This is a genomic window from Acinetobacter sp., assembly GCF_041911495.1.
In the GTDB taxonomy this organism is placed as follows: domain Bacteria; phylum Pseudomonadota; class Gammaproteobacteria; order Pseudomonadales; family Moraxellaceae; genus Acinetobacter.
In genome coordinates this window covers 62095-75688 of sequence record NZ_JAYROT010000062.1, presented here as the reverse complement: position 1 = coordinate 75688, position 13594 = coordinate 62095, and the positions used below count along the sequence as shown (strand labels likewise).

Here is a 13594-nt window from a genome sequence, read left to right as displayed (position 1 = left end):
GAAAAGCCTTCTTTTCTTGACTCAAGCATTAATGCAGTACGATCTTCAAAGTTAAGATGATGGTATGACAATTTTATATACTCCATAAACCCTTTAAATTAATTAGGTGGTTTATGTCGCACTTCAAGTTTTACTCTGCCCTTATTCGTCGTTAAACATATATTACGCCGAAATATAATTCTTTTTCATGATGCACTTTGCATGGCTTTTGCGAACTTTTGATCGCTTTCTGTGAACATTTGTTAAGCGTCATCTTTTGCCACATGGTAATGCGATAAAACCGATATGTTATCTACGTCGTCATTTAGTCTTAGAACAAAGGACAATCACAATGATTTATGGAAAGATAAATCAGGCACGTAGAATAGGATAGGTGGAAAAATGGCTTTTTATGGTGACAAGGATGCGTTGGAAACAAAAGAATGGCAGGATGCGTTTGATTCGGTCATCGAACATATGGGCACTGAACGTGCTGCTTTTATTTTAAAAACTTTATATCAACGTGCCATCGCCAAACATGTCCCTATTCAACGCCTAAACACGCCATATTTAAATACAATTTCTGTCAATGAAGAACCTGCAATGCCGGGTGATCCTGATATGGAGCGCCGTATCCGGGCATTGATTCGATGGAATGCGTTGGCAATGGTGCTTCGTGCCAATAAAGTGGATGACTTGGGCGGACATTTGGCGACTTTTGCATCCAGTGCAACATTGTATGATGTTGGTTTTAACCATTTTTTCAGAGCAAATAGCGACAATTTTGGTGGCGACATGATTTATTATCAAGGTCACTCTGCACCAGGAATCTATGCACGTTCATTTTTAGAAGGTCGCCTGACCGAAGATCAATTGGAAAACTTCCGCCGTGAAGTGGATGGCAATGGCCTGTCGAGTTACCCGCATCCGTATCTCATGCCTGAATATTGGCAATTCCCAACGGTATCCATGGGTCTTGGTCCAATCATGTCGATTTATCAAGCGCATATTCAAAAGTATTTGATGAATCGTGGCTTAATCAAAGAGGAAGATCGTAAAGTTTGGGCATATCTCGGCGATGGTGAAATGGACGAGCCTGAAAGCCTCGGTGCGATTTCACTGGCAGGTCGTGAGGGCTTGGATAACCTCATCTGGGTCATTAATTGTAACTTACAGCGCCTCGATGGTCCTGTGCGTGGTAATGGCAAAATCATTCAAGAACTGGAGTCGATTTTCCGTGGTGCTGGTTGGCGTGTGATCAAAGTGATTTGGGGACGTCATTGGGATCCATTGCTGAATAAAGATGATTCTGGTGCGTTAAAAGCCGTCATGGAAGAAGCGGTTGATGGCGATTATCAACGCCTACAAGTCAAAGGCGGTGGCTATGCTCGTGAAAACTTCTTTGGTAAATATCCTGAAGCGAAAAAACTGGTTGAACATCTCAGTGATCAAGACATTGACGCACTGAATCGTGGTGGTCACGATCCATATAAAGTCTATGCCGCTTACGCCGCTGCGATGCAAGGCAATGGTCAGCCAACGGTGATTTTGGCAAAAACCGTTAAAGGTTATGGGCTTTCTCATGAAGCAGAAAGTATTAATAAAACGCACCAAATAAAAAAACTGCCTGTTGAATCGCTAAAATACTTCCGTGATCGCTTCAATTTGCCATTTAGCGATGAACAACTTCAAGAGCTTCCATTCTTCCGTCCTGCAGAAAATTCACCTGAATTGAAATATATGAAAGCCCGCCGTGAGGCTTTAGGCGGTTATTTACCAGCACGTCGTAAAGAAAGTGAAGCGCTCCCTATTCCTGAGCTGAGCGTATTTGACGCCGTGCTTAAAGGCAGTGGTGAAAAAGAACTGTCCACCACCATGATGATGGTGCGCTTAATTTCAGCCTTGCTCAAAGAAAAAGCCATTAAAGATCGTGTCGTACCGATCGTGCCAGATGAAGCACGTACTTTTGGTCTGGAAGGGATGTTCCGTCAGCTTGGCATTTATGCGGTCAATGGTCAGCACTATACTCCTGAAGACAATGAACAGTTGATGAACTACCGTGAGGCCAAAGATGGTCACATGTTACAAGAGGGCATCAACGAAGCAGGTGCAATGAGTGCGTGGATTGCTTTGGCGACCAGTTACTCAACCAATGATTTACCAATGATCCCGATGTATATGTACTACTCAATGTTTGGTTTCCAACGCATTGGTGATTTGTCATGGGCAGCGGGTGATGCTCAGGCGCAAGGTTTCTTGCTCGGTGCAACTGCGGGACGCACCACATTGAATGGTGAAGGCTTACAACACCAAGATGGGCATTCTCACATCTTGGCTGCGACCATTCCAAACTGCGTGGCATACGATCCATGTTTTGGCTACGAACTTGCGGTGATCGTGCATGATGGCTTAAAACGCATGTACCAAGATCAAGAGCGTGTGTTCTATTACCTGACTGTGATGAATGAAAATTATAGCCATCCTGCAATGCCTGAAAGTCTTGATGGTGGAAAAAGCGTAGAAGAGGGTATTCGTCGTGGTATTTATCTACTTGAGAAAGATGAGCAAGCCACCGTTCAATTACTTGGCTCAGGTGTCATCCTGCGGGAAGTCATCAAAGCATCAAAAATTTTGCGTGAAGAATACCAAATTCATAGCAATGTCTGGAGTGTGACGAGCTTTAACGAATTGGCTCGTGACGGCATGGCATGTGAAGAATACAACCGCAATCACCCGCTCAGCGACGAACCTAAAGAAAGCTGGCTCTCCCAGCAGATGCGCCTATATCACGGCACGGTCGTCGCAGCGACTGACCATATGCGCATGTATAGCGAGCAGATTCGACCATATTTACCTGACAATCGTCCTTATGCCACCCTCGGTACAGACGGCTATGGTCGCTCAGATACCCGAGAAAAACTGCGTAGCTACTTCGAAGTAGATGCAGCACATATCGTTGTTGCCACGCTGAAACAGCTCGCTGACGAAGGTGAAGTGGATAATCGTTTGGTTAAAGATGCAATTACCAGCTTTGAAATTGACGTGGATCGCCCAATTGCTTGGCAACCTCAAGATCACGCTAAAATCAAACCAGTTGCTGAATACGTTGAACCAACATCAACTGAGGAGAAATAATCATGCAAATCATTACTCCTGATATTGGTGTAGATCAAGCGCAAGTCATTGAAATTTTAGTCAAAGTCGGTGATCAAATTGCTGAAAATGACAGCATTTTGGTTTTAGAATCTGACAAAGCCTCGGTCGAAGTACCGAGCACAGCTAGCGGTACGGTGAAATCCATTTCGGTCAATGTCGGTGATACAGTGAAAGAAGGCACACTGTTGATCGAACTGGAAGCTGGAGAGTCATCACAAGCGAATGAAACATCAGACACCAAAGCAGAAGCAACACCTGAAAGTACAGCACCATCAACTGACGATGCAAAAGTAGAAGAAGCACCTGTAAAAGATGCATCTCAGGCAGAAGTACCATCTAAAAGTCGTGAAATCGAACTAAAAGTGCCTGATATTGGCGTGGAGAAAGCCTCAATTGCCGAAGTCTTAGTCAAAGTCGGTGATGTCATTGCCGAAGACGATAGCATTATCGTGGTGGAGTCGGATAAAGCCACGGTAGAAGTGCCAAGTACTGCCAGTGGTGAAGTGCTCTCTATCGCTGTTAAAGCTGGCGATATGGTGAAAGAAGGCGTGTTGATGTTGACAGTGAAATTAACATCAGGTGCGGGCACACAAAGTAGCGAGAGTGCGACAACAACAGAAGCGCAAAAGCCCTCTGAAGAAAAAGTGCAAACGACCTCTGCTGAAAAACCACAGTCAGAATCTGCGCCAGCATCGTCATTTAGTACTGAACAAGGTACAAGCACCGCAAAACTCACTGATGCTGAAATCGAAGCCAATGCCAAAGTCTATGCAGGACCTGCCGTTCGTCAAATGGCGCGTCAACTCGGCGTGGTCCTCAGCCAAGTCAAAGCCACTGGTTCAAATGACCGTATCTTGAAAGAAGATGTTTATGCTTATGTCAAAGGTCGTTTAAATACATCGTCAGTAGGTACTAATGGTGTAGCACAAGCCTCTAGTCTACCAAAACTACCAAGTTTTGATGCGTATGGTGGAGCTGAAGTTAAAGCGATGACCCGATTGCAACAAGTGTCTGTGCCACAGCTGACTTTAAACAATTTTATCCCGCAAGTGACGCAGTTTGATCTTGCAGATATTACGGCGCTCGAAGCATGGCGAAATGAGCTCAAAACTGACTTTAAGAAGCGTGGCACAAGCCTAACAATTTTGGCTTTTATCGCCAAAGCCGTTGCGCATTTGCTCAAGCAAGAGCCATATTTTGCTGGTCATCTTGCGGATGATCAAAAATCGGTGCTGTTACGCAATGAAATTCATATGGGTATTGCAGTCGCTACAGAGGATGGTTTGACCGTGCCTGTGTTACGTAATCCTGATCTGAAGTCGATTGCTCAAATTGCCGCAGAACTTGCTGATCTCAGCCAAAAAGCACGTGATAAGAAGCTGACACCAAAAGACTTACAAGGTGCTAACTTCACCATCACCAGTCTAGGCAGTATCGGTGGTACAGCATTTACACCACTGGTCAATTGGCCTCAAGTCGCGATTCTCGGGATTTCACCTGCAACCATGCAACCTGTTTGGGATGGACAGCATTTCCAACCGAAGCTGATGCTACCATTGACACTGTCTTATGATCATCGTGTGATTAATGGTGCTGATGCCGCAAGATTTACCCATAAATTGACCAAGTTATTACAAGATATTCGTTCAATATTGTTGTAATTCAACTAACACAGAATATTTAAACTGCTTTTTCATGCGATAAGAAAAAAGCCTTAAGACGAATCTTAAGGCTTTTTTTGAGTTGCTTGTGATTAGTGCGAATATCCTTTCGCTTGGTGCTTCACAGCACTATTGTCAAGAAACGTCCTGTTTCTATTTCATTTATCAATGAGTAATCCATTTACTCTGTTGCTTCACAGCAAGTCTTTTTATCACAGACATCCTGTCTGCTGATGTGATCATTTTATAAACTTTACTCAATTACAGAAAGCCTACATCTACGCCAAAAGTTGTAAGTGATTTCTTACAAATTTTAAAATTAGTTGCATAACACATTGTCAATCTAGCATATGATAAATACACCAAAACATCTCGAAGACTAATCATGCCTGCTTTTGAAATTGGCTTACTTACACCACAAATCGTTTGGCGACACTTTCAAACCTTATGCACAATTCCACGCCCATCAAAACATGAGCAAGTTTTGCGTGACTATCTTCAGCAGTGGGCAATACAACGAGGCTTGGAAACGCAAGTCGATGACATTGGCAATCTCGTGATTCGAAAACCTGCAAGCGAAGGTATGGAAAATGCGATATCTGTCATTCTGCAAGGTCATCTCGATATGGTCACACAAGCCAATCGAGATACAGCACATGACTTTCTACGTGATCCGATCCAACCAGTGGTCGAAGAGGGTTGGCTCATTGCAAAACATACGACCTTAGGTGCGGATAATGGCATTGGTGTCGCACTGGCTTTGGCTGTTCTTGAGTCAGACGACCTAATACATGGTCCTATCGAAGTACTGCTTACCGTCGATGAAGAAGCAGGGATGAGCGGCGCACGATTTTTATCACCAAATATTTTAAACGGACAATGGCTGATCAATATCGACACCGAACAATGGGGGGAATTGTATTTAGGCTGTGCGGGCAGTCAGGATGTTGAAGTCAATCAAACTGCTCAGCTTATCGAAGCACCGCTAAATTTAGCATTTTATGATCTGCAAATCTTCGGACTCAAAGGCGGACATTCTGGGCTAGATATCCATGAGGGGCGGGGCAACGCTAATGTAATTTTGGCAAAATTTTTATCAGAATACCTGCACAATCTAGACGGTCATTTAATCTCGATGCAAGGTGGCACAGCACGTAATGCCATTGCAAGAGAAGCCTCTGCAACTATTGCGATTCCAATCATTCAATTTGAAAACTTACAACAGGCTATATTCAATACGGAATGCAAATGGCGAGAGAAACTACAACACATTGATGGTGATTTGCATATCCAGATTCAGAAATCTACGCAAAATCATCAATACATTTTAGAAGAAAAACAACAGAATCAATGGCTCCAAGCTTTAGCCAATTGCCCATATGGTGTGAGCAAATTTAGCCAAACTATTCCTGATATTGTTGAAACCTCGAATAATATCGGTGTGGTGTCTATAGATCAGAATGCAATTAAAGCATCTATTATGGTGCGCTCTTTGGTGAATTCTGATGCAGGCGCATTAGCGGAGCGAATTCAACAGCACTTTATCAACCATAATCTTCAAGCGACTTTAGCACCACTTGTTTCAGGGTGGACACCAAATCCAAGTTCCAAAGCCTTAGCCTGCTTGCAACAAGCCTACCGAGATGTATTTGGCATCGAAGCAAAACGTAAAGTGATTCATGCAGGATTGGAGTGTGGCATCATTGCAGAGCATTATCCGCATTTAGAAATGGTATCATTTGGTCCTGATATCCGTGGCGCACATGCACCTGGAGAAAGGGTAAATATTGAAACCGTTGAAAATTGTTGGAAGTTGCTCAAATCTGCATTGGCATCTGTGCCTTCAAAGCAACCGTTTTGAATGAATTGTTTCACGTGGAACACATGACTGCGTTTAAATGTTTAATCGCCTTCACACGATTCAGCACTTTAAAACCAAATTTTAGGCAAAAAAAACGGCAACAGGGGTGTGTTACCGTATAAAACCAAAAAGGGATTTTACGTTGTCCATTATATCGAAAAAAAAGGGATTTACAATACAAGGAATAAATTTATTTTTAAGTAGATCACATTTTTTTAATTCATTGTGAATTAAAAAAGTATCTGCATGGCCGCATCAAGTGCCAATGGTTCAGGTAAAATTACTGCTAATTTCCGACACAGTGCAGTCAATTCATCACTCGAATTCGGCATAAGCGTGATGTGTCCTATCTTTCGGCCTTCTCGTTCAGATTTGTCATAAAGATGTAGATGCGCACTGTCTAAAGCGAGAATGAGTGCTGTCTTTGGATGCTGTGAAATAATATTCACCATCACCGTTGGTCGGATCGTTTTGGTTGAGCCAAGCGGTAAGCCTGCAACAGCACGAATATGATTTTCAAATTGTGAGCATACCGCACCTTCAATCGACCAATGTCCTGAATTGTGCACACGTGGCGCCATTTCATTGGCAAACATGCCTTGTTCAGTGACAAACAGCTCAAGGGTCAGTACACCAACATAGTCCAAATGATTGAGTAGACGAGTGATATAGTCTTCTGCGATCGGCTGAAGATGCAAGCTACTCGGCGCAGGGACGATCGAATGCGACAAAATGCCATGATGATGATGGTTTTCTGCCAGATCCCATGTCCGTACTTCACCGTCTTGACCACGCACCGCAATGATCGACACTTCACGGTTGAACTGCACAAAACTTTCTGCAATTAATGATTTAGCTGCACCAAGTTCAGCCCATGCTTCATCAATCTGCGCTTCATTTTTTAGAACAAATTGACCTTTACCATCGTAGCCACCTGTTGCGGTTTTGAGCACAATCGGCAAACCTAAATCGCTTACGGCTTGCTGTAAACTCTCTAAACTATCTACCGCACGATACGGTGCAACTGGAATGTCTAATTCATCAAATAAAGATTTTTCCAACAAACGATTTTGCGCAATCGCCAAAGCCTGACGTGGTGGATAAATTTTCTTAGATTGGATGAGCTGATCAACACCTGTAAGTGGCGTATTTTCAAACTCAAGACTAAATACATCAGCACTTTGCATGAATTTTTCTAGACCATTTTCTTCCTGGCTGCAAATCACTTGACCCAAAACTGCAGAAGGGCAATCTGTACTGGCTTCGAAAAAAGTACATTGAATATTCAAAGGCAAAGCGGCTTGCGCCATCATGCGACCAAGCTGACCACCACCAAAAATACCAATCGTCATTTTTGACATGATCTCGTCCTTAAACCTGACCTGGGATGTTATTGTTCGCTACTTTCGCTGTTTGGGCACTGCGGAAATCTGCGACATTTTGAGCAATATCGGCACGCTGTAAACCAACAATTTGCGCCGCCATGATCGCTGCATTGGTCGCACCTGCAGGGCCGATTGCTAATGTACCTACAGCAATACCTGCAGGCATTTGTACGATAGAAAGCAGAGAGTCCACACCATTTAAAATAGAGGATTTCACCGGCACACCGAGTACTGGTAGATCTGTTTTTGCAGCACACATGCCTGGTAAATGCGCTGCACCGCCCGCACCTGCGATAATCACCTGAATACCACGCTCACGTGCGGTTTCAGCATATTCAAACAAGCGATCTGGGGTACGATGCGCAGACACTACTTCCGCCTCAAAAGGCACATTGAGCTGTTGCAACATATTCGCAGTGTGCTCAAGTGTCGCCCAATCAGATTGAGAGCCCATAATAATTCCAACTAAAGGCTGAGCATCGGTAGTGTTGACCGCATTCATTGGCATAGTTCCGCTAAGTGATGACGTAAAGTAAAAATTCAGAATGGTCGAAACATTAGATTCAAACGACCAAACTAAAAGAGAAAAGAAGAAACCGCATATTATAGCGATTTTCATATCGAAACCAAAATTGAAAATACAGTGTTTAAATTTAAAAAGTCTATGACAAGAGAGCGTATAAATTTATTAATCACGTTAGAGTGTTCAACAAATAAATTTATATTTGTGGATAAAGCTTTTAGGGAAATATTATTTTTTAGTATAAATTCAAACAATTAAACTGTGGACAAGTTTGTGCACAACTTTAGAAATCGTCTAAAGCAGCTTCAAAAAGTCCATTTTTTAAAGATTCAAAATCCACTCCGAAATTTTGAATTCGATTAGAATCTCACAAAACTTTTTAAAGCGGAAGCAAAATTAAAGGCTTTCCGACGAATGTAATCTGCTGAACTATTAACTTCCTAGGCCTCATAAAAGTGATCATCTTTAAACTAGCCTTCGAGAGGTTTAGAAATAAAACCTTCTTTTCTGAGACACTCAATAACGCCCCTAAACAAGCTGTTGTGTAAAAAGCAGATATAATAACTTCTAGATCCTGGCGTTATGGGCTGAATAAGTTTTGCTTCATTCAACTTTCTAATTTGATACGTTCTTTGCGTTTTTGTTAGATTTTTAAAAATATTATCTAGATCAGCTGCTTTAAATTCTGGATGATCAATACCATATCGAATTATTTGTGCTTCAAAATCCGTAACGCGTTGTCTTTCAATAGCAATTTGAAGAGCAGGGGAAAGAATTTTTTTCTTCAACCAATCATATTCATTTAATTGATCAATTTTTTTCAATTCTGTCAAAATGCCTTCTAGAACATAAGTACACCATAGTTCTAAGCTTTCAGCATCGCCTTTATCTGCTATTGAAAGCATTTCATAATACTTATTTCTATCATTACAAAATACAGCAGTAGGATTCAAAATTCCTCCCCCAGTTGTAACGTTAAATCCATATTTGATTAAAAGAGTATACGTAAAGAGGCGAACTACACGCCCATTACCATTTCCGAATGGATGAATCCATCCAAATCTATGATGAGCTAATGCAACTTTCATTAAATCGTATTTAGATGGGTTATCTTGATTAACAAAGTTAACCAACTCCTCCATGTATAAGGGAACATCATGAGCTAAAGGTGGTAAATGATCTGCACCTGATATACGTACAGGTCCTAAGCGATAAGCTCCAGGAGTTTTATCTCCCTCTCTAATCAGACTATTGACAGTAATTGCATGTAATTCTCGGATAAGATATTCGGTGATTGAATCACCAGGCTTAATAATTTCTTCAATGTATTTCATTGCTTTTTCAATATTTTCAATCTCAGCTATTTGATCACTTGGTTGAGGTTGATCCTCCAGTTTACTTTCTACATAATCTGCTAAGGTAGTGTGGTTCCCTTCGATTCGAGCGGATGAAAGGCTTTCTAAAATATGGAAAATATTTCGTAACTCATTAAAGATATAAGTAGGTGTACTACCATCATCCAAACGATAGCGTCTTAAATGCTCTAATTCAGTCAAGATATCGACTAAACTTGAATCAAAAGATGGATTCAACAACTTCAAATCATGATGTGTAAAAATAGAATTAGACATAGTCGTAAGTTAAATCCTAGGTTTTAATAAGTTTAAAAATTAATTTTATGTGATTGTCGTATATACGATTTTCCATTCACACAAAAAAATTAAGTTAAAAGCACGTTAAACGATAAGTTTAATTTAGTAAACACTAGAAGTTAAAAATTGCATCATACAAAGTTGCCTAGATTAGCATTTGAAGTGTAACTCCATGTTCTTGCGATAATACCTAACAGGGACTTTTAAAACAGAGTCTTTTTCCTGGTCTGTGCTTCAAACGCTGAATGATATGTGTAATATATTCATCCGTACAGTCATTCGAATCACTGCCTTTTTCGAATATGTCTGCCTGAATCGTGCCTCTGCGATTCGTGAATGAGAATAGTATCTGCTTTTTGCTTTCATATTGAGGAAGTTACCAAATAATTGATACATGCTTACTTCCTAAAATCCTCAATTTATTTTCTAAGCACATCGGCAATACTTGGATCTTTATCGAATACAGATTTTGCATAAGGGCATAGTGGAATGATTTTTAAGTTTTTTTCTCGGGCGAATTCAACAACTTTATCTAAAAGCTGACGACCGATACCTTGTCCACGATAATCTTCAGACACGTCGTATGATCGATAATAAACATGCCTTCGCCAGCCCATGTATATGCCATTTATCCAGCCAACTTTTCTTTGCCAGTATCGTTATCTAGAGCTTGAAATACACCATGTTTGCCATCGTCTTGTTGTTGAATATCCATATTTATTTCCTCTTTTACTGTTTCATTTCACCATGAAAAAAGCGCCAAAATTGCATTTTGGCGCTTTGATTTTGACACTTTTAATCTAGCATGTTGCGACTAAAAGTGAAAATTTCAGATATTACAATTCATATCAGGCATCAATATCGGCATTCAGTGCATTTTCTTCAATAAAGATACGGCGTGGTTCAACATCATCACCCATCAGACAGGAGAACATGCGATCTGCTTCAATGGCATCGTCAATGGTGACTTGAAGCATATTGCGGTTTTCAGGATCCATGGTGGTTTCCCAAAGTTGTTCCGCATTCATCTCACCAAGACCTTTGTAGCGCTGAATCATCATGCCACGACGTGAGTCTTGCAAAATTTGTTGCCACACTTGATGGAAGTTTTCGACGAAGATTTTACGTTCACCTTTTTCCAAGAATGCGCCTTTTTCCAATAAGTTAAACCAACTTTTTGAATTTTTCAGCAAACGTGCATATTCGGTAGAGTGAAGTAGCGAACCATCCAGTAAATAATGATGTGGCAGATTATGCACGTATACGGTCACACGTGGATAATAAGTCGCCTTCGTTTCGCCCTCAACCTGTACGTCGAATTGCTCAAGCTCAAACTCAGTACGCAAACTTGGTTGTAAGCGATTCATCACCGCAATCAACTGTTCAGACCATTGCTGTACATAGGCTTGATCGGTTTTTTGTTCGGTATGGAACGCTTCAAGTTCAAGCAAAGCATCAAGCAGAGTCGCAGGGAAGCGCTGGGTCAAACGGCTAATCGACTTCTGTGATACTTGATAATCTTTGATGAGTTGCTCAAGTGCAGCACCACTCACCGCAGGTGCATCCGCATTGGTATGCAGCGCTAAATCATCAATCGCATTAGAAATCAAATAAGTTTCGAGTGCTTCATCATCTTTAATATATTGTTCTTGCTTGCCTTTTTTCAGCTTATATAGCGGTGGTTGAGCAATATAAATATAACCACGCTCGACCAATTCTGGCATTTGACGGAAGAAGAAAGTCAATAATAGCGTGCGAATGTGTGAACCATCGACGTCGGCATCGGTCATGATGATGATTTTGTGATAGCGCAATTTGTCAGGGTTATAATCTTCACGACCAATCCCAGTACCTAGTGCAGTAATCAATGTCCCAACTTCTTGACTGGAAATCATCTTGTCAAACCGTGCACGTTCGACATTCAAAATTTTACCTTTTAGTGGAAGGATCGCTTGCATTTTACGGTTACGACCTTGTTTTGCCGAACCACCTGCCGAATCACCCTCGACCAGATAAAGTTCTGATAATGCTGGATCTTTCTCTTGGCAATCGGCTAATTTTCCAGGTAGTCCTGCAATATCTAAAGCACTTTTACGACGGGTCATTTCACGGGCTTTACGAGCAGCATCACGAGCACGGGCAGCATCAATGATTTTGCCTGCAATGGATTTTGCTGCTTGCGGATTTTCCAACAAATATGCTGAAAATTCCTTATTCATCGCCTGTTCTACCGCAGGCTTAACTTCACTGGATACCAATTTTTCTTTGGTTTGTGAAGAGAATTTTGGATCAGGTACTTTCACTGAAATGATCGCCGTCAAACCTTCTCGAGCATCATCACCAGTGACTGATACTTTTTCTTTTTTGAGAATATTTTCGCTTTCAAGATATTGGTTTAAACCACGAGTCAACGCTGCACGGAAACCCGCCAAATGCGTTCCGCCGTCTTTTTGCGGAATATTATTGGTAAAGCACAGCACATTTTCTTGATAAGATTCATTCCATTGCAAAGCAACTTCGACACCAATGCCATTATCTGCATCCACAGTAAAATGGAAAATTTCGTTGAGATGAGTTTTGCCTTGATTGATATATTTCACAAACTCAGACAAACCACCTTCAAAATCAAACACATGCTCTAAATCAACACGCTCATCACGGAGCACAATGCGCACACCTGCATTTAAAAATGACAGTTCACGTAGGCGACGTGCCAAAATATCGACATTAAAAATGGTTTGGCTAAAGGTATCACCACTTGGTAAGAACCGAACCGTGGTTCCTGTGTCTGAGGTTGTACCTGTTTCTTTCAATGGATATTGTGGATCGCCGTGACGATATTCTTGTTCAAAGACTTTGCCTTGACGTTTGATTTTTAAGAATAATTGTTTAGAAAGGGCATTGACCACCGACACGCCAACACCGTGCAAACCGCCCGATACTTTATAGCTATTGTCATCAAATTTACCGCCTGCGTGCAGGATGGTTAAAATCACTTCTGCGGCAGACACGCCTTCTTCAGGATGAATCTCTGTCGGAATACCACGACCATTATCCGATACGCTCACCGATTCATCATCATGAATGGTGACTTGAATCTCATCACAATGTCCTGCGAGTGCTTCATCAATGGCATTATCAACGACTTCGAACACCATATGATGCAAGCCTGTACCATCGTCGGTATCACCGATATACATGCCGGGACGTTTGCGCACCGCATCGAGTCCACGCAGGACTTTAATACTTGAAGAATCATAAGCCTTTTCAGCAACAGGTTCAGGTGCTTGATTTGCTTCTGTATTGCTGATTTGTTCGTTATTCACGTGTTCACTGTTTTTTGCATCGCTTTCTGCATTATTTTGCGCTGAACTCAT

At 41.6% G+C, this 13594-nt stretch carries 6 protein-coding genes and 2 pseudogenes; 3 read left to right on the top strand and 5 right to left on the bottom strand.

Annotation, left to right across the window (positions count from 1 at the left end):
* Positions 1–381: 381 nt before the first annotated feature.
* The 3 genes and pseudogenes from aceE (at position 382) to ACE3PQ_RS08405 (ending at position 6657) form a co-directional block, all read left to right on the top strand.
* Positions 382–3114 carry a pyruvate dehydrogenase (acetyl-transferring), homodimeric type gene (gene aceE / locus ACE3PQ_RS08415; RefSeq protein ID WP_374296878.1) on the top strand — a complete coding sequence of 911 codons (2733 nt, stop codon included), beginning with the start codon at positions 382–384 and terminating at the stop codon, positions 3112–3114.
* A 2-nt stretch (positions 3115–3116) separates the two neighbouring features.
* A pseudogene (locus ACE3PQ_RS08410) lies at positions 3117–4796 on the top strand (2-oxo acid dehydrogenase subunit E2); the annotation flags it as partial.
* Positions 4797–5181: 385 nt separating this feature from the next.
* Complete coding sequence (locus ACE3PQ_RS08405; RefSeq protein ID WP_374296876.1) at positions 5182–6657, top strand: aminoacyl-histidine dipeptidase; 1476 nt, start codon at positions 5182–5184, stop codon at positions 6655–6657.
* Positions 6658–6887: 230 nt separating this feature from the next.
* Here ACE3PQ_RS08405 and ACE3PQ_RS08400 read toward each other — a convergent pair whose 3' ends face one another.
* From ACE3PQ_RS08400 to gyrB, 5 genes and pseudogenes are all read right to left on the bottom strand, one after another.
* Positions 6888–8018, bottom strand: coding sequence for a 5-(carboxyamino)imidazole ribonucleotide synthase (locus ACE3PQ_RS08400; protein WP_374296874.1), 1131 nt, complete (start codon positions 8016–8018; stop codon positions 6888–6890).
* A 10-nt stretch (positions 8019–8028) separates the two neighbouring features.
* On the bottom strand, positions 8029–8544 hold the full coding sequence (gene purE / locus ACE3PQ_RS08395) for a 5-(carboxyamino)imidazole ribonucleotide mutase (protein ID WP_241571847.1): 516 nt from the start codon (positions 8542–8544) through the stop codon (positions 8029–8031).
* Positions 8545–9035: 491 nt separating this feature from the next.
* Positions 9036–10196, bottom strand: a complete 1161-nt coding sequence (locus ACE3PQ_RS08390) for a Fic family protein (RefSeq protein ID WP_374296873.1) — start codon at positions 10194–10196, stop codon at positions 9036–9038.
* 440 nt (positions 10197–10636) lie between these two features.
* Positions 10637–10932 (bottom strand): annotated as a pseudogene (locus tag ACE3PQ_RS08385) (GNAT family N-acetyltransferase).
* A 133-nt stretch (positions 10933–11065) separates the two neighbouring features.
* Positions 11066–13594: a DNA topoisomerase (ATP-hydrolyzing) subunit B gene (gene gyrB, locus ACE3PQ_RS08380; RefSeq protein WP_374296871.1), complete on the bottom strand. Its 2529-nt coding sequence runs from the start codon at positions 13592–13594 to the stop codon at positions 11066–11068.